Annotated in this window: 24 protein-coding genes, 1 tRNA gene, 1 pseudogene and 1 riboswitch; of the genes and pseudogenes, 18 read left to right on the plus strand and 8 right to left on the minus strand. The window is 41.2% G+C overall.

Annotated elements, in window-relative coordinates; translation table 11 throughout:
* Window positions 1–2 precede the first annotated feature (2 nt).
* Complete coding sequence (locus NYE23_RS01990) at window positions 3–317, plus strand: MTH1187 family thiamine-binding protein (RefSeq protein ID WP_341075079.1); 315 nt, start codon at window positions 3–5, stop codon at window positions 315–317.
* 90 nt (window positions 318–407) lie between these two features.
* Here the strand turns inward: NYE23_RS01990 and NYE23_RS01995 are convergent, their stop codons facing one another.
* Together NYE23_RS01995 and NYE23_RS02000 are read right to left on the minus strand one after the other, a co-directional pair.
* The gene (locus NYE23_RS01995; RefSeq protein WP_048008269.1) at window positions 408–581 is read right to left on the minus strand and encodes a DUF2759 domain-containing protein; all 174 of its coding nucleotides are present in this window, start codon (window positions 579–581) and stop codon (window positions 408–410) included.
* A 125-nt stretch (window positions 582–706) separates the two neighbouring features.
* Window positions 707–1,186 (minus strand): hypothetical protein, encoded by a 480-nt coding sequence (locus NYE23_RS02000; RefSeq protein WP_341075080.1) that lies wholly within the window; start codon window positions 1,184–1,186, stop codon window positions 707–709.
* Window positions 1,187–1,273: 87 nt separating this feature from the next.
* Here NYE23_RS02000 and NYE23_RS02005 point away from each other — a divergent pair, with 87 nt between their 5' ends.
* Both NYE23_RS02005 and NYE23_RS02010 read left to right on the plus strand, forming a co-directional pair.
* On the plus strand, window positions 1,274–1,909 hold the full coding sequence (locus NYE23_RS02005; RefSeq protein WP_341075081.1) for an MBL fold metallo-hydrolase: 636 nt from the start codon (window positions 1,274–1,276) through the stop codon (window positions 1,907–1,909).
* Between the two features lie 204 nt (window positions 1,910–2,113).
* Complete coding sequence (locus NYE23_RS02010; RefSeq protein ID WP_341075082.1) at window positions 2,114–3,184, plus strand: class I SAM-dependent methyltransferase; 1,071 nt, start codon at window positions 2,114–2,116, stop codon at window positions 3,182–3,184.
* 34 nt (window positions 3,185–3,218) lie between these two features.
* On the opposite strand, the gene NYE23_RS02015 is transcribed toward NYE23_RS02010, so the two are convergent.
* Both NYE23_RS02015 and NYE23_RS02020 read right to left on the minus strand, forming a co-directional pair.
* Window positions 3,219–3,464 (minus strand): DUF2626 domain-containing protein, encoded by a 246-nt coding sequence (locus tag NYE23_RS02015; RefSeq protein ID WP_009332938.1) that lies wholly within the window; start codon window positions 3,462–3,464, stop codon window positions 3,219–3,221.
* Window positions 3,465–3,617: 153 nt separating this feature from the next.
* Window positions 3,618–4,316 (minus strand): helix-turn-helix transcriptional regulator, encoded by a 699-nt coding sequence (locus tag NYE23_RS02020; protein ID WP_341075083.1) that lies wholly within the window; start codon window positions 4,314–4,316, stop codon window positions 3,618–3,620.
* 252 nt (window positions 4,317–4,568) lie between these two features.
* Between NYE23_RS02020 and NYE23_RS02025 the strand changes: the two genes are divergently transcribed.
* Window positions 4,569–4,922 (plus strand): Spx/MgsR family RNA polymerase-binding regulatory protein, encoded by a 354-nt coding sequence (locus tag NYE23_RS02025; protein ID WP_341075084.1) that lies wholly within the window; start codon window positions 4,569–4,571, stop codon window positions 4,920–4,922.
* 49 nt (window positions 4,923–4,971) lie between these two features.
* Here NYE23_RS02025 and NYE23_RS02030 read toward each other — a convergent pair.
* Window positions 4,972–5,043 (minus strand) — tRNA-Gln (locus tag NYE23_RS02030).
* Between the two features lie 147 nt (window positions 5,044–5,190).
* Here NYE23_RS02030 and comGA point away from each other — a divergent pair.
* The 9 genes from comGA to NYE23_RS02075 all read left to right on the plus strand — a co-directional run bounded on the left by comGA (window position 5,191) and on the right by NYE23_RS02075 (window position 9,929).
* Window positions 5,191–6,261 carry a competence type IV pilus ATPase ComGA gene (gene comGA, locus NYE23_RS02035; RefSeq protein ID WP_341075086.1) on the plus strand — a complete coding sequence of 357 codons (1,071 nt, stop codon included), beginning with the start codon at window positions 5,191–5,193 and terminating at the stop codon, window positions 6,259–6,261.
* Window positions 6,248–7,279 carry a competence type IV pilus assembly protein ComGB gene (gene comGB / locus NYE23_RS02040; RefSeq protein WP_341075087.1) on the plus strand — a complete coding sequence of 344 codons (1,032 nt, stop codon included), beginning with the start codon at window positions 6,248–6,250 and terminating at the stop codon, window positions 7,277–7,279. Before comGA ends, comGB begins: the two co-directional genes overlap by 14 nt.
* The gene (gene comGC, locus NYE23_RS02045) at window positions 7,279–7,602 is read left to right on the plus strand and encodes a competence type IV pilus major pilin ComGC (RefSeq protein ID WP_341075088.1); all 324 of its coding nucleotides are present in this window, start codon (window positions 7,279–7,281) and stop codon (window positions 7,600–7,602) included. The genes comGB and comGC overlap by 1 nt, the downstream gene beginning before the upstream one ends.
* A complete protein-coding gene (gene comGD, locus NYE23_RS02050) occupies window positions 7,602–8,039 on the plus strand; it encodes a competence type IV pilus minor pilin ComGD (protein WP_341075090.1) in 438 nt (145 codons plus the stop codon). The genes comGC and comGD overlap by 1 nt, the downstream gene beginning before the upstream one ends.
* On the plus strand, window positions 8,023–8,352 hold the full coding sequence (locus NYE23_RS02055) for a phosphatase (RefSeq protein ID WP_341075091.1): 330 nt from the start codon (window positions 8,023–8,025) through the stop codon (window positions 8,350–8,352). The genes comGD and NYE23_RS02055 overlap by 17 nt, the downstream gene beginning before the upstream one ends.
* Window positions 8,309–8,782 carry a competence type IV pilus minor pilin ComGF gene (comGF, locus tag NYE23_RS02060; RefSeq protein ID WP_341080572.1) on the plus strand — a complete coding sequence of 158 codons (474 nt, stop codon included), beginning with the start codon at window positions 8,309–8,311 and terminating at the stop codon, window positions 8,780–8,782. Before NYE23_RS02055 ends, comGF begins: the two co-directional genes overlap by 44 nt.
* The gene (gene comGG / locus NYE23_RS02065) at window positions 8,772–9,155 is read left to right on the plus strand and encodes a competence type IV pilus minor pilin ComGG (RefSeq protein ID WP_341075092.1); all 384 of its coding nucleotides are present in this window, start codon (window positions 8,772–8,774) and stop codon (window positions 9,153–9,155) included. The genes comGF and comGG overlap by 11 nt, the downstream gene beginning before the upstream one ends.
* A gap of 12 nt (window positions 9,156–9,167) precedes the next feature.
* Window positions 9,168–9,665: a shikimate kinase gene (locus tag NYE23_RS02070; protein ID WP_341075093.1), complete on the plus strand. Its 498-nt coding sequence runs from the start codon at window positions 9,168–9,170 to the stop codon at window positions 9,663–9,665.
* Between the two features lie 78 nt (window positions 9,666–9,743).
* Window positions 9,744–9,929, plus strand: a complete 186-nt coding sequence (locus tag NYE23_RS02075; RefSeq protein WP_341075095.1) for a YqzE family protein — start codon at window positions 9,744–9,746, stop codon at window positions 9,927–9,929.
* A 44-nt stretch (window positions 9,930–9,973) separates the two neighbouring features.
* On the opposite strand, the gene NYE23_RS02080 is transcribed toward NYE23_RS02075, so the two are convergent.
* Complete coding sequence (locus tag NYE23_RS02080) at window positions 9,974–10,768, minus strand: YqhG family protein (protein WP_341075097.1); 795 nt, start codon at window positions 10,766–10,768, stop codon at window positions 9,974–9,976.
* Window positions 10,746–12,434: a DEAD/DEAH box helicase gene (locus tag NYE23_RS02085; RefSeq protein WP_341075099.1), complete on the minus strand. Its 1,689-nt coding sequence runs from the start codon at window positions 12,432–12,434 to the stop codon at window positions 10,746–10,748. The genes NYE23_RS02080 and NYE23_RS02085 overlap by 23 nt, the downstream gene beginning before the upstream one ends.
* Before the next feature lie 180 nt (window positions 12,435–12,614).
* Window positions 12,615–12,703, plus strand: a riboswitch (glycine riboswitch).
* Window positions 12,704–12,862: 159 nt separating this feature from the next.
* Between NYE23_RS02085 and gcvT the strand changes: the two genes are divergently transcribed.
* The 3 genes from gcvT to gcvPB are packed head-to-tail and all read left to right on the plus strand — an operon-like array spanning window position 12,863 to window position 16,782.
* Window positions 12,863–13,966 carry a glycine cleavage system aminomethyltransferase GcvT gene (gene gcvT / locus NYE23_RS02090; RefSeq protein ID WP_341075101.1) on the plus strand — a complete coding sequence of 368 codons (1,104 nt, stop codon included), beginning with the start codon at window positions 12,863–12,865 and terminating at the stop codon, window positions 13,964–13,966.
* Window positions 13,967–13,982: 16 nt separating this feature from the next.
* Window positions 13,983–15,329, plus strand: a complete 1,347-nt coding sequence (gcvPA, locus tag NYE23_RS02095; RefSeq protein WP_341080573.1) for an aminomethyl-transferring glycine dehydrogenase subunit GcvPA — start codon at window positions 13,983–13,985, stop codon at window positions 15,327–15,329.
* Entirely contained in the window at window positions 15,322–16,782 is a 1,461-nt protein-coding gene (gene gcvPB, locus NYE23_RS02100; protein WP_341080574.1) for an aminomethyl-transferring glycine dehydrogenase subunit GcvPB, read from the plus strand. Before gcvPA ends, gcvPB begins: the two co-directional genes overlap by 8 nt.
* A 48-nt stretch (window positions 16,783–16,830) precedes the next feature.
* Here the strand turns inward: gcvPB and NYE23_RS02105 are convergent, their stop codons facing one another.
* Window positions 16,831–17,214 carry a rhodanese-like domain-containing protein gene (locus NYE23_RS02105; RefSeq protein WP_341075104.1) on the minus strand — a complete coding sequence of 128 codons (384 nt, stop codon included), beginning with the start codon at window positions 17,212–17,214 and terminating at the stop codon, window positions 16,831–16,833.
* 182 nt (window positions 17,215–17,396) lie between these two features.
* Here NYE23_RS02105 and NYE23_RS02110 point away from each other — a divergent pair, with 182 nt between their 5' ends.
* Together NYE23_RS02110 and NYE23_RS02115 are read left to right on the plus strand one after the other, a co-directional pair.
* Window positions 17,397–18,233: a lipoate--protein ligase family protein gene (locus NYE23_RS02110; RefSeq protein WP_341075106.1), complete on the plus strand. Its 837-nt coding sequence runs from the start codon at window positions 17,397–17,399 to the stop codon at window positions 18,231–18,233.
* Window positions 18,234–18,582: 349 nt separating this feature from the next.
* A pseudogene (locus NYE23_RS02115) lies at window positions 18,583–19,377 on the plus strand (ribonucleotide reductase N-terminal alpha domain-containing protein); the annotation flags it as partial.
* Between the last annotated feature and the right edge of the window lie 137 nt (window positions 19,378–19,514).

The following is a 19,514-nucleotide window of genomic DNA, read 5'->3' on the forward strand; positions in this document are numbered from 1 at the left end:
ATATGGCAATCGCAGATGTTACAGTCATTCCAATTGGAACGGAAACACCAAGTGTCAGCAGCTATGTGGCAGACATTCAGCGTGTATTAAAAAAATACGAGGAAAGCGGCACAATTCGATTTCAGCTGACACCTATGAATACCATTATTGAAGGGGAGCTTTCTGATTTGTTTGAGGTCATCCAGGCAATGCATGAAGTCCCTTTTGAAAAAGGCTTAATGAGAGTGGCGACAAATATCCGCATTGATGACAGAAGAGATGTTAAGAGAAAAATGGAAGAAAAGGTCCAAAGAGTTGAAAGCCGGCTTAATAGCTAAAAATAAAAGGGCTCCCACTGAGGGAAGCCCTTTTATTTCTTAAAGTAAAGCTCAATGCGCCGGCGGGTTGGCGGTAACGCTGTGTTTTTCTTAGTGAACAGCAGGATATCCACTGTTAATTAAGGTCATTACAGAGAACCATCCGAAAACGGCAAGTGTTCCTACAGCAAAAACCAAGCCAAGGAAGTTCTTGTTCTTCAGTGCACTAAATGCACCAAAAGCTGCAAGAACTGCGACTAATGCAAAAATGATTGGTAGTCCCATTAAAACAGCCCCCTTTATTTCGTGATCAGCAGGCAAAAGCCATATCAAAATCATTCTTCAGGTTATATACCCATTATGTAAAACCCAAGTATATACATTCGTCCTTTATTTTATATTTTTTTCTTCTATTTGTCGAGGTCTAAAAATGACACTTGTATGTCATATGCTTCAGCAATGCCGATTATTAAATCCTTTAGATGAAGTTCCGAAAAATAAACCGCTGGCATTTTTTCATCTTTCTCCGTAAAGACTAAATGCTCCTGAAATTGATACACAGCCATCCGGATATCTTCCTTATTGCCCCCGGTTATTGTAAAGGCGCTAAGGAGCTCCGTGAACAAGCAAACTCCGCTTTCTGTTTCAATCGCAAAGTCTTCAAAAGTTTCTCCCTTTACACCCGATTTTATGTAACAGAGCTTAAAAAATTCTTCAAAAAGTCCGGCATCGACGAGGACGCTTTTGGTAAATTCTGCATGATTCCTCTCTTCAAACAGAAAGATGCTCTGCTGAAAATCGAACAGTTCAGTATTATTTTTTATTAAGTTCATGAATTCGGGCACATCTTGAATAATATAGCCGGCTTCAACGCCATATAGGATTTTCATCTTACACTCCTTTTGCAGATATAAGGCATTCCATTCTGATATAGTGTAAAATAATAGACAAATAAATCAACAATGGAGGTGTAGGCAATGGAATGGAATCAGATCCCTCTTGGCCCATTGCAAACAAACTGTTATGTCCTTTCGAATGAAAACAAAGATTGTTTAATCTTTGATCCGGGTGAAGAAAGTGGAAAACTGAGCGGTATTATCGAACAAAAAGGACTGAAACCTCTGGCTGTCATACTTACTCATGCCCATTTTGATCATATTGGCGCTGTAGACGAAATAAGAGATGCATTTTCTATCCCAGTATACATACATGAAAAAGAAGCAGCGTGGCTTCCGGATCCAGCCTTAAATGGTTCTCACCTATTTAAAATAGGCAAGCTGATAAAAGCAAGGCCTGCCGACCATATTATAACAGCTGAACAAGAGTTGAGCATAGGTGAATTTACCTTTAAAATTCTGGAGACACCTGGCCATTCTCCAGGGAGTGTTTCTCTGTATTTTAGAGATGCTGGTCTTGTGGTTGCCGGTGACGCGCTGTTCAGCGGAAGCATCGGACGCACAGACCTGCCGGGCGGAAATCATCAGCAGCTCCTTGAAAGTATACATAATAAGCTTTTGTCATTGCCTGAAGAAACAGAAGTGCTTCCTGGACACGGACCGGTTACGACAATTGGCCTGGAAATGGATTCAAATCCATTCCTGAATGGATTCTGATTGGAAAATAGAAAAGCCCTTCTCCAATGAGAAGGGCTTTTCTGGGGGATGTTTTATTCATATAAAATGGGAGGGGATATAGTTAAGCTACTACATTAACAATATAACAGGGAAAACACTATGTCAATAGTGAAAAAAGTGTCCAAAACAATAAAAATGGCTGTTTCCAGAGATCTAGATTTTTTATTCGAAAAGGGAGTTTATATGCTGAATTTAATAATAAATTATATAGAAAATACTCCTCAAAAAATGATCAGCTATGCTGACTATATCCAGCAGGCCCTTTATCATTCCGAATATGGTTACTATATGAAAGATGCGGAAAAAATTGGGCCGGGGGGAGATTTTATTACAACCAGCAATGTTTCTGATATATATGGAAGGACCATATCAAAGTGGTTTCATCAAATGGCAGGGAAATATAAGCTGCCTTTTCAGGTCTGTGAAATAGGGGGCGGAAATGGGCGCTTTGCGAAAGCTTTCCTTGATGAGTGGAATCTTATTGCTGATGAAGAGATTCATTACTATATTCTTGAAACAAGCCCCTATCACAGGAAACTGCAGCAGGAGCAGATAGTATTTTCCGAACATATCAGACAAATAGATAGCTGGAACGAGATCACCCCATTTTGCGGCCTGATTTTTTCAAATGAGCTGTTTGATGCCTTGCCTGTACATGTGGTTGAAAAAGTAAATGATCAATTGCATGAAATTATGGTAACCGTAAAAGACGGAAAGCTTGCAGAAAAAGCTGTGCCATTAACAAATAAAGATGTTTCCTTATTCCTTGAAGAAAGCGGTTTGTCACTTAGCGATGGTCAAAGAATTGAAATCCCTCTGCAAATGGAACAGATGATCAAAAGTCTGTCTGCAGCTCTGGATAAAGGATTTGTGCTGACTGCCGATTATGGCTATACAGATGAGGAATGGCAAGAACCGATGAGAAGAGATGGAAGTCTCAGAGGTTATTACAAGCATTCTTTAATTAAGAATGTACTCGAGCATCCTGGAGAGATGGATATAACCAGCCATATTCATTTTGATTCCCTGATCCGCATGGGAGAGAAAGAAGGGCTGGATTGTCATTTTAAGATGAGACAGGATGAATTCCTGCTGTCTGCCGGCATTTTACAGGAGCTTGAAGATCATTATGATCCTAACCCGTTTTCTCCTGTCAGCAAAAGAAACCGGGCAATCAGAAGTCTGATAATGCCTTCAGGCATGAGTGCAGCATTCCATCTGGTCCTTCAGGCAAAGAAAATAGGGCAAAAATAAAAAAGCGATGAATTCATCGCTTTTTTATCGGCTATTAGTGGCCGCCGGCGCCAGGTGTCATCATAAATGTTGACCAGTAAGTGAAGCCTACGAAGAAAACAGTTAAGTATGCTCCAAAAACATAAATATACATACGTTCGGAAAGCTTTAAGTAGCTTAAAAGCAGGAAAAATCCTGTTTGGCCGAAGAAAATCAAGGACGTTGTATACATATCGCCAAGGTAAAACATAACAGCGAAAATTCCCGTCCAGAATCCTAATACTCTGTACATACGATCCATATGTATCCCTCCTTTTACCCTTACAAGTCCATCACTACAATATTATAAAGTAAATGCTTAATAAAAGTAAATAATGGTTTCTAAATAGTCCAGAAAAGGGCGGGGAAAAATGCTTAGCACGGTCTTTTTTCCGCCATTTTTCTGCGGGTTCCTTTAATTTCCAACAATTGCTTTGTATGCGCACGAATCACAGCCAGTGAGCATATTCTGCTTTTCCACCAGCTGAATGGAATCAAACAGACTTTCAAACATTCCCTTTAAAAATTCATAATGCATATTGCAGACTGGCTCAGCATGCCGGGCTGCAACCTCCTTAAATGGGCAATTATAAATTTGGAAATAGACAATGGTCTTTTCCTCATTTGCATCAAATTCAGGGTGAAATCCAGACAAATCGGCAGCATGCTTTAAGATGTTTAATTTCTGTTCAAAAGTAAGTTGATCTGTGTTTCCATACCGTTTAAGCTCTTGGCCGATCAGCTCACCCCCAAACTTTTTCCCTGTCGCATACAGTGCTTTTCGTCCTTCTTCACCTAAGTCAAGCATTGTTTCCATGGCTATTTTGGCCAGCAGCTGATAATCCCTGTAAGGGAAATGCAGCTGTACAACATCATCAGACAACCGATATAACCGGCTGGGCCTTCCGCCTTTGCCCGTTTTTTTTGTTTCAGAAACAAGCATATTTACATCTTCAAGCTTGGATAAATGCAACCTTGCAACATTGGGATGGATGCTGAAATTATCAGCAATCTCCTGTACGGTAACATCTTTATGCCGTTTAGTAATGTATTGATAAATATAATAGCGGGTTGGGTCGGATAACACATTGGTTATTTTTAATGTTTGCTCCATTTATTGTCACCTCAAAAGGATTATTTATTCCCGAGGTCATCAGCTGTCACTTAAAGGATTTAGCTGGCGCCTTCCTGGCCTGCTTCCATTATAATACAGCCGATTGAGGTTAACACTGTAATCACTATAAGTTTAGAAAATGTTCACAAATGAAGTTTAATTACTTATACAAAAGTGTATACATATATTGTACAATTAATATACAATACGTGTCGACATAATCATAATAATGAATTTGTGAGGTGAAGAGGTATGAGCCAATTGACATTTTTCACATATCCCAGCTGTACTTCCTGCAGGAAGACGAAAAAATGGCTGACAGCCCATTCAATTGATTTTAAAGAAAGGCATCTCTTCAGGGAGACTCCATCACCAAGAGAATTATTAAAAATCCTTTCTTTAACCACAAGCGGCCTTGATGAGCTTCTCGCGACCCGCAGCCAGACCTATAAAGAACTGGGACAGAACCTTGAGGAATTATCTTTATCAGAAGTGGTGCAAATGGTGATTAAGGAGCCTAAACTGCTGCGGAGGCCGATTCTGACAAACGGAGATAAGATTGTCATAGGCTATAATCCGGATGCATTTAAGAATATGGCTAAATAGTTTTTTTAAAATTGAAAAAGGAAGGACATCCGGTGTCCTTCCACAACTACTGGGCTAGCAGGATTCGAACCTGCGCATGACGGAGTCAAAGTCCGGTGCCTTACCGCTTGGCTATAGCCCATCAATTCGCTTTATCCTTTTTTATTATGGAAAGAAAAAAATAATCTATTCACAAATTCGTCAAAAAAATTTGTCGAAGAATGAAGGAAATGCTCTGGATAAGTCGAATTATTATCCATAACAATTAAAAAAGGTGGTGCATAATTAGTTGAGTATAATTGAAAGAATGGCAGAACGAATTATTAAAGACGCAGTCAGAAGCCATGCATCCGACATCCACATCATTCCCCGAAGAAAAGACACACTCATTCAGCTGAGGTTCGGAAGCCAATTGACCCCAAGGCTTTATCTTCCCAAAGAAGAGTGCGACAGATTGATTTCTCATTTTAAATTTACAGCATCGATGGATATTGGTGAAAAGAGAAGGCCGCAGAGCGGTGCATATTCATTTGAAGTAGACGGACAAATGATTGGCCTGCGCTTTTCAACCCTCCCATCTAGCCACAGCGAAAGCCTAGTTATCAGAATTCTTCCCCAACAGGAACAAATTCCTTTTTACCAAATCAGCCTTTTTCCAGACATGACAAGAAAAATGCTTGCACTGCTGAAGCATGCTCATGGATTGATTATTTTCACTGGCCCGACCGGCAGCGGAAAAACCACAACACTGTATTCCCTTCTGAATGAAACCTCCCATATGTTCCATCGCAATGTCATCACCCTGGAAGATCCCATTGAAAAAGAGAATGACTTAGTTCTTCAAGTTCAAGTGAATGAGAAAGCCGGCGTATCTTATTCTGCAGGCTTAAAAGCAATCCTTCGCCATGACCCGGATATCATTATGGTGGGTGAAATCAGGGATGCGGAAACGGCGAAGATTGCAGTTAGAGCAGCGCTTACTGGTCACCTTGTTTTAAGCACTATGCATACCCGGGATGCTGCAGGGGCTGTATATCGTATGGCTGAGTTTGGAGTGAACATGCTGGAGATTGAGCAGACTCTAGTGGCAGTCACCGCACAGCGCCTTGTCGAATTGAATTGTCCATATTGTGAAGAGGAATGCTCCCCATTCTGCTATGGATATGGCAGGTGGAAAAGGGCAAGTGTGTTTGAACTGCTCTCAGGAAGGGCGCTCAATGCCTCCATAAAGAAGGCAAGAGGGGAAAGCAGCCTTGTTAAGTATCGAACACTGAAGGAAATCATAACTAAAGGGATTGCTCTAGGCTATATAAAGGAAACTGAGTACAGCAGGTGGGTGCATGGCGATGGAGAAGCATAAATGGACCATTCAAGAACAGGGTTTATTTCTAAAGAATACGGGGGAACTGTTGTCCAGAGGTTACCCTTTATCTGAAGCGCTGGAGTCACTGGTGCATCAGCTGCCGCTAAAAAGAAAACATGAAATCAGGCAGTGCCTCTCTCAATTGAGAGAAGGGTTTCCATTTTATCAAATACTTGCAAACATGAACTTTAATAAAAATCTGATTGGCTATGTTTTTTTTGCTGAACAGCACGGAGGTCTTGCTTCTGCATTTCTTGAAGGAAGCGAAATGGTGCTCCGAAAAGGCAAGGACATTGAAAAATTGAAAAAGATGATGGCCTATCCGATCTTCCTGATGCTCATTACCGCATTCTTATTTATTTTCGTTGATAAAGTCCTGTTGCCCCGCTTCTCTTCCTTATTCATTTCAATGCAGCTTCAGCCTAATTTCTTCACGAAAGCCGTTTATTTGTTTGGTGATTTTCTCCCATTTTTCTTTATGATCCTGCTCTTCGGCTTGGTCGCTTTGCTTATATACTATTTTGTCAGATTCAGAAATCTTTCCCCTATCCAGCAAAAAAAGATCCTGGTAAGAGTACCTGCAGCTGGCCATTTTCTTCGCCTTTACTATACCCATTTCTTTGCTGTACAGCTCAGTTATCTTTTAAAGGGCGGCTTATCCATATCTGAGGCGCTGAGCCTTTTTGAGAAAAATGATAAGCAGCCTTTTTACAGTGCCCTCGGTAAAGCCGTTAAGGCCAAGCTCCGTGAAGGGAATAAGCTTGAAGACATTCTAATGAGTTTTCCATTTTTTGAAAGGGAACTGGCTAATATTATTAGACATGGTCAAAAAAATGGCAGGCTGGACCAGGAATTAACTTTTTTCAGCAGGCATTGTCTGCACAAAATGGAGGAAAACACAGAAAAATTTCTTAAGGTCATTCAGCCCATTTTATATATGTTTATCGGTTTTTTAATAGTTTCGATGTATTTGGCAGTTCTGCTGCCTATGTTTCATTTACTGGAGGGATTTTAATGAAATGGCGCATGTTAAACAATAACAGAGGATTCACGCTCATTGAAATGATGATTGTTTTATTGGTGATTTCGGTGCTCTTGATCATCACCGTTCCCAATGTAACAAAACACAATTCAAAAATAAACAGCAAGGGATGCGATGCGTTTGTTAAAATGGTGCAGGCGCAGGTTCAGGCATATGAAATCGATAAAAAAGTACTTCCTTCGGACATACAGGACTTAGTTGCTGCCGAATATCTCAATCAAGAAACCACAACTTGTCCAAATGGAGATGCTATTACGATTTCTGCAGATGGGAAGGTTGAATCTGAAGAGTCATGATGAAAAACAAAGCAGGCTTTACATTGATAGAGTCGCTATTTGTTCTCAGTATTTTCCTTATTATTGCCTCGGTTACAGCCCTGCTTCTCAAACCGCATTTTTTCTATCTTGAAAAGATAATGTTCTTTTCCCAATTAAAATCTGACCTCCTTTATGCCCAAAACTATGCCATAACCCACCAGACAGATGTAGCTATTCAGATAATTCCAGAGGAGAATAGGTATTTCGCTAAGGAAAAGCTTGCGGCAGATCCTATTTTTAGCAGAGAATATTCCGGAATCATTGAGATTAAGCCGGGAACAATGCCCTTGTATTTTCAATATGGCCCTGGCGGAATTACAAATAAATTTGGAAGCTTCTATATTAAAGCAGACAGGGAGCAATACAAAATAACATTTTTTATCGGAAGAGGACGATTTAATGTGGAGAAGGAATGAAGGCTTTTTTCTGGCTGAGCTCCTGCTGTCTTTATCAGGGCTGCTGCTTGCAGCAGGCATAATGTTTCCCCTTGTCATAAAGGCACTTGAGCATTCTGAAGAGGTAAAACAGGATTATGACGGCACACAGCTGTTTTATGAAAGTCTTTTGGAGGCTGCATCGGAAGGTAGTTTTCCTGAGGGGAGGACCATGAAGAAAAATCAGACAGTCTATAAAATATTCCTTAAGGAAAACCAAGGATTTATGGAGGTTTGCATAAGGTATGAAAATGTACGGGATAGCACGAAGGAAAAGTGTGAGGTATTTCAGTAATAAGGGATTTACAATGCTTGAAATGCTGTTTTCATTTTCAGTATTCTTATTGATTGTTTCCTTTTTGACGGTTAGCTTAAATTTCATTTTTCAGGACTGGAAAATGGAAGCTAGGACACAAAGACTTGAATGGCATGTATTTATCAACCAGCTGAAAAAAGAAATCAGACTTGCTGATGCTGCAAATATAACACCTGGTTCAATTGTATTAACGATAGACGGGAAAAGTGTGCTTTATGAAAAATATGGATCTAACTTGCGAAGGAGAGTGGATATGAAAGGCCATGAGATTGTCCTTCAAAAACTAAATGCCATTACATTTACGTCTGTAAATGGCGGAGTTGGAATAAATGTTTCGGATCATTTTGATCAGGAGCATTCCGCATTTCTTTATTACTTTATGGATATGGAGGATATTAATGTACAGTAATCAGGGTGGATTTGCGTATCCTCTTACTTTGACAATCATTCTGGCTGCACTCTTTCTTCTTACAATTCAATTAGACCAGTTTATTTCTGAGAAAAGGATCGTGAATCAGACGGAAACCGTCATGATGCAGGAATACTACCTGCTGAGTTCCTTTAAAAAAACAGAAAAAATGCTGCGTGAAAATGCAGACCCGAAAGAGTCAGGAGTTTATTCGTTTAAAAAAGGATCGGTTTCATATGAGATTTCTCCTGTAGCAACAAGCTTAATTCAGATAACCTTTAGAACAAAGATTGACGCTGATAAGGAAATTTCCGGTTATGCTTACTATGACACAGACCTTCAAAAAATGATAAAATGGATTGAAAAAAACTGAGTGGGGATAAAGATGAAGCCTATTTACTTAATCGGATTCATGGGTTCCGGCAAAACAACGATAGGAAAAGAGCTGGCAGCCCGTTTAAATCAGGAAGTACTCGATACAGATGAAGAAATAGTGAAGCGGGAGAATAAAAATATTAATGATATTTTCGCACAGAATGGAGAGGGATACTTCAGAAATCTTGAATCACTTATATTAAATGAAATCGGTGATAGAGCGGGAGTTATAACCACTGGCGGAGGAATTGTGATAATGCCTGAAAACAGGAAGAGGCTTAGCGAAACAGGAATTGTTTTCTTCCTTTATGCGTCTCCTGAAGAAATTTTTAAACGGATTGAGAAGGATCATTCCAGGCCGCTGCTGAAAGGCGATAAAAAAAGGCTGATTCATGACCTTTATGAAAAAAGGATGCCTCTCTATGAAGAAACTGCGCATGTAATCATTGATACAACTAATAAAGATAAAGCAGAAATTATACAAGAGATTATAGATTGTTTAGAGTGAAAACCCGTTGGACATACTTGTAAATGATAAATAGCAAACTGCTATTGCAATTCTGTGCGGAAAAAGGCAGGTATGGACATGAAATTCAACGATTATGTAAAGTATCTTACACAGACAGTAGTAAAATATATTGATCAGCCAAAAGATGAGCGAATACGGCATCGTATTGAAAAAAAGGACATGAAAGAGCCGTTTTTATTCAGGTGGTTTGGCATGTTATCTTATCTGTTTTACTTGGGCATGAGAAGAAAAAAACATAAATAGCTTTCATACAAAAAACCGGCTAAGTCTGCCGGTTTTTTGCATTTTTAGACTGCGCTGTCTGTCAGATAAAAGAGACCGCCATTTATTATGGAAATATTAACCTTTGGTTCATATTGCTCCTGAAGAGCTGTTTTTTCGTTTTCATAACTTTCTCCCTTTTCTTCTGCCTCCTCGTAAAAATGTTCAAGAAGGCTGAGATCTTTTTGCCAGCGCTTACGGGCCTCATCAGCCCATATATGATCTTCTTGTTCAATTTCAGTTTTAATAAAATTTGCTACCCTGTATACTCCGCTCCCCGGCATAATAAGCGGAGACAATGTGAACGAGTAGTCGGGGATTTTGGGCGTAAGGCTCATGCCAAGCAATCTGTCATGAAAACCTTCGACCATCTGGCCATTTATCAATTGGAGGCCGATGGATTTAAAGACATCCCTTTTTCGGTCACATTGATAAGATACGCGAATGTTCATACCCAGCCATGGTCTTAACGGGACCTGCTTTCCAGGTGCCTGCCGATGATTTTCATATAAACGGATATAGCCTGCCAGGTTCCTGGCTGAATCAAAGATCTGATGAAGCCTCGGGGAGCCGAAATGAATGACTTCCCCCTTAATATGCGGGGGGGCCAGCTGTTGGTTTGTAACAAGCGTCAGCTGCATCGGGTTTGGAATTCCGCCTGTTTTTTCGAGATAATGCCAATAAAAGGGACGATTCATTAATTCTTTATCCAAATCAATCGTCAGCTGTACGGTCATATACCCCGGACCTTTATCAGTTATTTCACACCCATTTGCGTGAAAATACCTTTCAAGAAATTTATGAATTTCCTGTTGCTGCATTCAGTTCACCTTCTTTCAGATCCTCCGCGAATTGAATCATGCTCGTCAAGTTCTCCATTTTAATTCTCATTTCACCTTCTGAAGCCGATCTTCCGAAAATATCAACAAGGTGATCGTCAATACTGCCAAATTCAAGCTTTGTTAAAATATCGTCCAAATCACCGATGACTTTTTCGAAGAGATGTATTTTCTCATATAAAAGCTTCATGATGTGTTCTTCGACTGTTTCTTTAGTGGCAAAATTATAAATCATGACATCCTTTTCCTGGCCGAGACGATGGATGCGCCCAATCCTTTGTTCGAGCCGCATTGGATTCCAGGGGAGATCAAAATTAATGATATGATTGCAGAACTGCAGGTTTATTCCTTCTCCTCCCGCTTCTGTTGCGATCAGGACTTGAGCATTCTTTTGGAAAAGCTCCCTCATCCAGTCCTTTTTGCCTCTTTTAAATCCTCCCCTGAACGGAACCGAAGTAATCCCATATTGCTTTAAAAACCACTGCAGGTACATTTGCGTTGCCCTGTATTCAGTAAAGATTATGACCTTGTCATTTATTTTCTGTATCAATTCCAGTGCTTTTTGAGCTTTGGAGTTTTGCTGGACAGCTTCTACTTTTTTAATAAGGTATTGTATTTGCTCCTGAAAAGCTATTGAAGGCTGCTCCTGTCTTTTCAGCATATTCTGAAGCGTAAAATAGACAGCTTCTCTGCTTGAGCAGGCCTCTCTTTGCAGCGTCATCACTGAAAACTGGCTGGAACTGACCCAATTTTCTTCATTCCGCAGCTCTGTTACTGCTTCATAAAGTTCACGCTCGGCCTGCGAAAAATCAATCGGTATGGTTTCCACATGTCTTTTGGTCCATTCAATCCCGGTATCTGCCCTGCGGTTGCGGATCATGACTTTGTTTACGAGTTCCTTTAGATGTGCATCATCGTTCAAAGATCTTGAGTCCCTTTTATAATTCTCATAAAAAGCTGATTCATTGCCAAGATGTCCGGGTTTAAGCAGGGATACGAGATTGAAAATCTCACTGATTCGATTCTGAATGGGTGTTGCTGTTAATAGGAGGCAAAACTTCTTTTTAAGGTTTTGTACAAATTCATAGTTTTTCGTTTTATTATTTTTTAGCTTGTGAGCTTCGTCTATAATGATCAGGTCATAATCAAGGCTGTAAATAATGTCCCGATGAGGATTGCGTTTGGCTGTATCGATGGATGATACCACAACGTCGCATTGTTCCCATACATAGCTTTTCCGCTGCGCCACAGCCGGAATGAAAAATTTGCTGTTCAGTTCCATGGCCCATTGTGAAACGAGTGAAGCTGGCACGAGTATAAGAACTTTTTTTACGAGTCCTCGGATCATATATTCCTTTAATATCAGTCCAGCTTCAATCGTTTTTCCAAGACCGACTTCATCAGCCAGAATCGCTTTGCCGTTCATGCTTTCGACTACCTGCTTGGCCACTTCCAGCTGATGGGGAAGAGGAGTAAGGTTCGGCAGATGCTTTGGAGCCTGCAAGCCTTCAAAGTCAGGAATAGTTGTATGATTCTCAACCTCAACAGCCAGTTTATAAAGCTCCCAGTTTCCCCATGGGCCGTCGTCATCAATTCTTTTTAAGAATTCATCCTGCCAGGCAGAATCAAAGCCAATTTGCACTGTCATAAAAACAGCTCCTTTTATCTATATAAAGATATTGCCCAAACCTTGCTAAGGTGGTACGATGTTAATAGCTTTGAAAGTTTTGAAAGTTAACACATTACATTTAGTTAACCGAAGTAATGGATGCTAAATTTTTTCTGTTTGGTATAAGTATGACCATCTTGGAAAATTTTATAAATGCGAATGACAACAAGGGGAGAGACTACATTTGTAGCGCCGAAGGAGCAAGCAAAATCTGTGAATCTCTCAGGCAAAAGAACTCTTGTTTGACGCAGCTCTGGAGAGTGCTTTTAAATAAGCCACCCAAGGGGAAAGCCGGTTTCGGTAAACTTTCAGGTGCAAGGACAGAGATCTTCTCATAATTGAGGGGACACTCTGTCCTTTTTTATGTTCCTAAAACAAATTTCAAAAGATTTAAGGGGGACGAGTAAATGTCAAAGTTAAAACGCACGCCTTTATTTGAGGTGTACAAAGATTACGGAGCAAAAACCATCGACTTCGGCGGCTGGGACCTTCCTGTTCAATTTTCAAGCATTAAAGAAGAACATGAAGCAGTCCGTACAAAAGCCGGCCTTTTTGATGTATCCCATATGGGTGAAATCGAAGTGAAGGGGACGGACAGTCTTAAATACCTTCAAAAAATGATGACGAACGATATTTCCAAATTAAAGAACTCAGGTGCTCAATATACAGCCATGTGCTATGAAAATGGCGGAACTGTTGATGATTTACTTGTCTATAAAATTGAGGATGACCACTATTTGCTGGTTGTAAATGCTTCCAATATCGAAAAGGATTTCAACTGGCTGCAGGACCATGCTGAAGGCAATGTGGAATTGAAAAACCTTTCAGAAGATATGGCACAGCTGGCGATTCAGGGGCCGCTTGCAGAAAAAGTGCTCCAAAAGCTTGCTGGCACTAATCTGTCGGATATCGGATTTTTCAAATTCCAGCAGGATGTTGATTTGAATGGCAAGAAAGCGCTTGTATCCAGAACTGGATATACAGGAGAAGATGGATTTGAAGTTTACTGTGATGCCAAGGATGCAGCCGTATTGTGGAATGAAATTCTTGAAGCGGGCAAAGAAGAAGGAGTTCGCCCGTGCGGACTTGGCGCAAGGGATACCCTTCGCTTTGAAGCCAACCTGGCGCTCTATGGTCAGGAGCTCTCACCTGATATCACACCGCTTGAGGCAGGTATCGGCTTTGCTGTCAAGGTAAATAAAGAAGCGGATTTTATCGGAAAAGAAGTGCTTAAGAAGCAAAAAGAAAACGGGGTGCCGCGCAAGCTGGCCGGAATTGAAATGATTGACCGCGGTATTCCGCGCCATGGATATCCTGTGTATAAAGGAGAAGAACTGATCGGGGAAGTGACAACAGGCACTCAATCTCCGACATTGAAAAAGAACATTGGCCTTGTTCTTATCAAGAAAGAACATGCTGAGCCTGGAACTGAATTGGAAGTGGAGATCCGAGGCAAAAGGCTGAAGGCTGAGATTGCAGCAACACCTTTTTACAAAAGAGAAAAGAACTAACCGGGGGGAGAAAATGATGAAACATCGCTATTTACCGATGACAGAGTCTGACCAGAAAGCAATGCTTGAGAAAATCGGCGTCAGATCTGTGGAAGAATTATTCAGTGATATTCCCGAGAGTGTAAGATTTAAGGGCGAATATAAAATCAAGCCGGCAAAATCAGAGACAGCCTTACTGAAAGAGCTTACTAAAATGGCTCAGAAAAATGCTGATCTTCGCACAAATACATCTTTCCTTGGTGCGGGAGTTTATGATCATTACATGCCAGTCATTGTCGATCATGTATTATCCCGTTCAGAGTTTTATACTGCCTATACTCCTTACCAGCCGGAAATTTCCCAGGGGGAGCTGCAGGCAATTTTCGAATTCCAGACCATGATCTGTGAATTAACAGGAATGGATGTTGCCAACTCATCCATGTATGATGGCGGGACAGCTCTTGCTGAAGCAGCCATGCTAAGCGCAGGGAGCACACGACGGAAGAAAATACTAATCTCAAGCGCAGTTCACCCTGAATCTAAGGAAGTAGTCAAAACATACGCAAAGGGCCAGTATATTGAAGTGATTGAGATCCCTCATAAAGACGGCACCACTGACCTTGAAGCCCTAAATGAAATGATTGGCGATGATATCGCAGCTGTGATTGTACAGTACCCTAACTTTTTTGGCAGAGTCGAGCCATTAAAAGAACTTGAGGAAATTATCCATGCCCACAAGTCTATGTTTGTTGTTTCAAGCAACCCGCTTGCTCTTGGCGCGCTTACTCCTCCAGGGAAGTTCGGAGCAGACATCGTAGCAGGAGATGCTCAGGTTTTTGGTATTCCTACTGCTTTTGGAGGCCCTCATTGCGGATATTTTGCCGTAACATCCAAGCTGATGAGAAAAGTGCCGGGACGTCTTGTCGGACAAACGGTAGACGATCAGGGCCGCCGCGGCTTCGTGCTTACCCTTCAGGCGCGTGAACAGCATATACGCCGTGATAAGGCAACGTCCAACATTTGTTCCAATCAGGCTCTCAACGCACTGGCGGCATCTGTAGCGATGACTGCTCTTGGCAAGAAGGGCGTAAAGGAAATGGCTGCTGCCAATATGCAAAAAGCCTATTATGCAAAACAGCAATTTAAGGCTGCCGGCTTTGAAGCTCCATTCGAAGGCCCTTCATTTAATGAATTTGTCATCAAGCTGAATAAGCCTGTTAAAGAAGTAAATCAAAAGCTTCTTGAAAAGGACATTATTGGCGGCTACGATTTGGGCAGAGATTATGCTGACCTGAAAAATCATATGCTTGTTGCTGTAACGGAATTGAGAACGAAGGAAGAAATCGATGCATTCGTTAAAGAAATGGGGGATTACCATGCATAAGGAAGATCAGCCACTCATCTTTGAATTAATCACAGAAGGCCGTATCGGCTACAGCCTGCCTGAAATGGATATTCCGGAAATTGACCTGGGCGAGCTTCTTCCTGAGGGATATCTGCGAGAAGAAGAGCCTGAACTGCCGGAAGTGTCAGAACTTGATATAATGCGCCACTATACTGCACTTTCCAAACGAAATCATGGTGTTGATTCGGGATTTTATCCACTTGGATCCTGCACAATGAAATATAATCCTAAAATCAATGAGAATGTAGCGCGCTTCAACGGTTTTGCCCACTTGCACCCGCTGCAGGATGAAAGCTCTGTTCAAGGTGCACTGGAATTGATGTATGATCTGCAGGAGCACCTGATTGAAATTACAGGAATGGATGAAGTTACACTTCAGCCGGCTGCAGGAGCGCACGGAGAATGGACTGGATTAATGATGATCCGTGCCTATCATGAAGCTAATGGTGATAGCAAACGTACTAAAGTAGTCGTTCCTGACTCTGCCCATGGAACAAATCCGGCATCCGCAACAGTAGCAGGATTTGAAACAGTAACGGTTAAATCGGATGAAAATGGATTGGTGGATTTAGAGGACCTGAGAAGAGTGGTTGGCGAGGATACTGCTGCTCTTATGCTGACTAACCCGAATACTTTAGGTTTGTTTGAAGAAAACATTCTTGAAATGGCTGAGATTGTTCACAGCGCCGGCGGAAAGCTTTACTATGATGGAGCTAACCTGAATGCTGTACTTTCAAAGGCACGACCTGGAGATATGGGATTTGATGTGGTTCACCTTAATCTTCATAAGACCTTTACAGGACCGCATGGCGGCGGCGGACCTGGATCTGGCCCTGTCGGCGTAAAAGCGGATCTAATCCCATACCTTCCGAAGCCTGTTTTGGTTAAGAATGGTGACCAGTATGAATTTGATTATGACCGCCCACAATCAATCGGCCGCGTGAAGCCGTATTATGGAAACTTCGGCATCAATGTCCGGGCTTATACTTATATCCGTACTATGGGGCCGGATGGACTGAAGGCTGTTACGGAAAATGCGGTACTAAACGCAAACTATATGATGAGAAGACTTGAGCCATTCTTTGACCTGCCATTTGACAGACATTGCAAGCATGAATTCGTTTTAAGCGGCAAGCGCCAGAAGAAGCTTGGGGTGCGTACTTTGGATATAGCCAAGCGCCTTCTAGACTTTGGCTATCATCCGCCAACCATCTATTTCCCGCTTAACGTGGAAGAGTGCATCATGATTGAGCCGACAGAAACAGAATCTAAAGAAACACTGGACGCTTTTGTCGACGCCATGATTCAAATTGCAAAAGAAGCTGAGGAAAACCCTGAGATTGTTCAGGAAGCACCTCATACAACAGTGATTGGCCGTCTGGACGAAACAATGGCTGCAAGAAAGCCGGTTCTTCGTTACCAAAAACAATAATAAACAAGAGGCCCCGTCAAACTGACGGGGCCTTTTCAAATAACGCTATTATTTTTTCGCCTTCACTTTTCCGGACCATTTTTTAAATCCGCCCTGCAGGTGTGAAAGGTCTTTGTAGCCTTTACGGTGCAAAAACTGGGCAGCTCTTGCACTTCTCATACCGCTCTGGCAATATAAGTAGACTGGCTTGTCCGGACGCAATTCTTTCATGCGCATTTTCATTTGTGAAAGCGGAATATTGCGTGCACCTAAAATATGGCCATGTTCAAATTCATTTGGTTCGCGAACATCGATTAATTGGGCTTTTCTATAGCCTTCTCTAAACTGGTCTTCAGTAAGCGTTTTAACAATTCGGCGCTGATAAAACCACGTTATGACAGAATAGGTAATGATTGCACCCAAAATGATAAGAATGAAATAAAGTGTTTCCAATATGTCTTTCTCCTTTCACACATAGGTAAGCCAACTAATATTATATAAGTCTTTCCTGATTGGAGTAAAGGAAATCTGTTAAATTTGTTATGGAAATTCAACTTGCTTTAAATTTCATCGGAATTTTGTTAGACTAATATCCGCATACGACCAGTTAAAGAAATTGAAAATGAGGGTTACATATGACTAAAGAAGTTTGGCGGTTTATTGATTCAGGAGAAGGTTCTCCTTCTTTTAATATGGCTTTGGATGAAGCCTTGCTTGACTGGAACAGTGATGGGAAGATGCCACCTGTAATCCGGTTTTACGGCTGGAATCCCGCAACTCTTTCAATTGGATACTTCCAAAGGGTTGAAAAAGAAATAGATATGGAAGCAGTGAAGCAGCATGGCCTGGGATTTGTCCGCAGACCTACAGGCGGAAGAGGGGTGCTGCACGAACATGAACTCACATACAGTGTCATCGTTCCTGAAGCCCATCCGGAAATGCCAAGTACAGTAACTGAAGCATACAGAGTCATTTCTGAAGGAATTCTAAAAGGTTTTCACGCCCTCGGAATGGAAGCTTATTTTGCTGTACCAAAGACGGCTGAAGAAAGGGACTCTCTAAAAAATCCAAGATCTGCTGTTTGTTTTGATGCTCCAAGCTGGTATGAACTTGTTGTAGAAGGCCGTAAAGTAGCTGGGAGTGCACAAACAAGACAAAAAGGTGTAATCCTTCAGCATGGCTCTATTTTGCTTGATTTGGATGAAGACAAGCTGTTCAGCTTATTCAAATATCCTAATGACCGGGTAAAAGAGAGAATGCAAAAGGCTTTTAAAAATAAAGCTGTTGCCATAAATGAGCTGACAGCAGAAAATATTACTCTTGAACAGGCTAAGGCAGCTTTCAAGAAAGGGTTTGAGGAAGGCCTGAACATTGTACTGGAACCTTACGAGCTTTCAGATGAAGAGATGGCATATGTACAAAAGATCGCAAATGAACGATATGAAAGTGATGACTGGAACTATAAGAGATAAAAGCGGCTAAGTAGCTTTTTCTCTTTTTTTAATGAATATTTTTCCAATTACTGCTTTACAAAAGTGCAAGCTTCAAAATATGTTAAAATTTATCGTTAATTGTCGGAAATCGGCTGTTAACTCTGTTTTTCTTTAAATTTTAGTATATTTTAAGTTTGACAAAATCAGATTCAGTTGAATCAGACACAATATGTAGTGGTGTCGAAAATATTTAGGACACTATATATTGATTTTAAGGTTTGAGTTATGGTAACTTTAGGGTACTCTTTTAAAACAGATAGATTTACCCTATCTGACAGAATACTTACACACATTAATTAGATAATTGAAATTAGAAGGAGTTGTAACAATGTCTGTTGCTCTAGGACAAAAAATGAAATTGAACATTGAACGTTTAAACAAGGACATCCGTCTCTTTCCTCAGGTTCACCCTGTAACCTCAGATATGAAAATGACCCACAAAGGTGTTTCCCGCTTGGTTATGCTAGATCGCTATACCTTCAAAGACACCGAGAAAGTGACACTCACAAACGGTGACTTCGTTGTTCTCACCATCAAGGAAGATCCGAAATTTCCGGCACGCGGCTTAGGCTACATCCTGGATATTGACTGGGAAAACAAGACAGCAAAGGTTTTAGTAGAGGAAGATTACAGAGGAGTGCTGGATGATCCGGAAGAATCGAGAACAGGCATTATTACAAAGCCTCTTGATGTAATAGAGAAGCCTTTGGAAATCTACTATGAGCAAATCGCCAAGCGTAACGCAACAGGCCTTGCAGCGGTTGAGAAGACCGAAGAAAAGAAAAAAGAGTGGTTTGAAAAATTCTATCAGGAATTGAAAAACCTGAATTTCATTCCGGCTGGCCGGGTGCTGTATGGAGCGGGTGCTGACACAGATGTTACGTACTTCAACTGCTATGTAATGCCTTTCGTGCAGGATTCCCGTGAAGGAATTTCCGAGCACCGCAAGCAGGTAATGGAAATTATGAGCCGCGGCGGCGGAGTAGGGACAAACGGTTCAACTCTGAGACCGCGCAATACACTGGCTAAAGGGGTAAACGGAAAATCTTCCGGTTCGGTTTCCTGGCTGGATGATATTGCGAAGCTTACACATCTTGTTGAGCAAGGTGGATCCAGACGTGGTAAATCAGCTTAAGTGCCTCGTCTATAAATAAACCTCGTGAATTGCTGGGAAATCTTTAATGTAACCTCTGAACCACAACGAAGCCGGAAACGGCAGGCGTGAAGGTTTGAAAATCAGAGCGAAATAAAGACAATCAG

This window comes from Cytobacillus sp. FSL H8-0458, assembly GCF_038002165.1.
GTDB lineage: Bacteria > Bacillota > Bacilli > Bacillales > Cytobacillaceae > Cytobacillus.

Excerpts from the sequence above, each read along its gene's own strand:
- NYE23_RS02025 (WP_341075084.1), top strand. The coding sequence starts at position 4,569 with ATGAGCCAATTGACATTTTTCACATATCCCAGCTGTACTTCCTGCAGG.
- comGG (WP_341075092.1), top strand. The coding sequence starts at position 8,772 with ATGTACAGTAATCAGGGTGGATTTGCGTATCCTCTTACTTTGACAATC.
- gcvPA (WP_341080573.1), top strand. The coding sequence starts at position 13,983 with ATGAAACATCGCTATTTACCGATGACAGAGTCTGACCAGAAAGCAATG.
- comGC (WP_341075088.1), top strand. The coding sequence starts at position 7,279 with ATGAAATGGCGCATGTTAAACAATAACAGAGGATTCACGCTCATTGAA.
- NYE23_RS02005 (WP_341075081.1), top strand. The coding sequence starts at position 1,274 with ATGGAATGGAATCAGATCCCTCTTGGCCCATTGCAAACAAACTGTTAT.
- comGD (WP_341075090.1), top strand. The coding sequence starts at position 7,602 with ATGAAAAACAAAGCAGGCTTTACATTGATAGAGTCGCTATTTGTTCTC.
- NYE23_RS02085 (WP_341075099.1), bottom strand. The coding sequence starts at position 12,434 with ATGACAGTGCAAATTGGCTTTGATTCTGCCTGGCAGGATGAATTCTTA.
- NYE23_RS02110 (WP_341075106.1), top strand. The coding sequence starts at position 17,397 with ATGACTAAAGAAGTTTGGCGGTTTATTGATTCAGGAGAAGGTTCTCCT.
- NYE23_RS02000 (WP_341075080.1), bottom strand. The coding sequence starts at position 1,186 with ATGAAAATCCTATATGGCGTTGAAGCCGGCTATATTATTCAAGATGTG.
- comGF (WP_341080572.1), top strand. The coding sequence starts at position 8,309 with ATGTACGGGATAGCACGAAGGAAAAGTGTGAGGTATTTCAGTAATAAG.
- NYE23_RS02020 (WP_341075083.1), bottom strand. The coding sequence starts at position 4,316 with ATGGAGCAAACATTAAAAATAACCAATGTGTTATCCGACCCAACCCGC.
- gcvT (WP_341075101.1), top strand. The coding sequence starts at position 12,863 with ATGTCAAAGTTAAAACGCACGCCTTTATTTGAGGTGTACAAAGATTAC.
- gcvPB (WP_341080574.1), top strand. The coding sequence starts at position 15,322 with ATGCATAAGGAAGATCAGCCACTCATCTTTGAATTAATCACAGAAGGC.
- NYE23_RS02070 (WP_341075093.1), top strand. The coding sequence starts at position 9,168 with ATGAAGCCTATTTACTTAATCGGATTCATGGGTTCCGGCAAAACAACG.
- NYE23_RS02080 (WP_341075097.1), bottom strand. The coding sequence starts at position 10,768 with ATGCAGCAACAGGAAATTCATAAATTTCTTGAAAGGTATTTTCACGCA.
- NYE23_RS02055 (WP_341075091.1), top strand. The coding sequence starts at position 8,023 with ATGTGGAGAAGGAATGAAGGCTTTTTTCTGGCTGAGCTCCTGCTGTCT.
- NYE23_RS01990 (WP_341075079.1), top strand. The coding sequence starts at position 3 with ATGGCAATCGCAGATGTTACAGTCATTCCAATTGGAACGGAAACACCA.
- NYE23_RS02015 (WP_009332938.1), bottom strand. The coding sequence starts at position 3,464 with ATGGATCGTATGTACAGAGTATTAGGATTCTGGACGGGAATTTTCGCT.
- comGB (WP_341075087.1), top strand. The coding sequence starts at position 6,248 with ATGGAGAAGCATAAATGGACCATTCAAGAACAGGGTTTATTTCTAAAG.
- NYE23_RS01995 (WP_048008269.1), bottom strand. The coding sequence starts at position 581 with ATGGGACTACCAATCATTTTTGCATTAGTCGCAGTTCTTGCAGCTTTT.
- NYE23_RS02075 (WP_341075095.1), top strand. The coding sequence starts at position 9,744 with ATGAAATTCAACGATTATGTAAAGTATCTTACACAGACAGTAGTAAAA.
- NYE23_RS02010 (WP_341075082.1), top strand. The coding sequence starts at position 2,114 with ATGCTGAATTTAATAATAAATTATATAGAAAATACTCCTCAAAAAATG.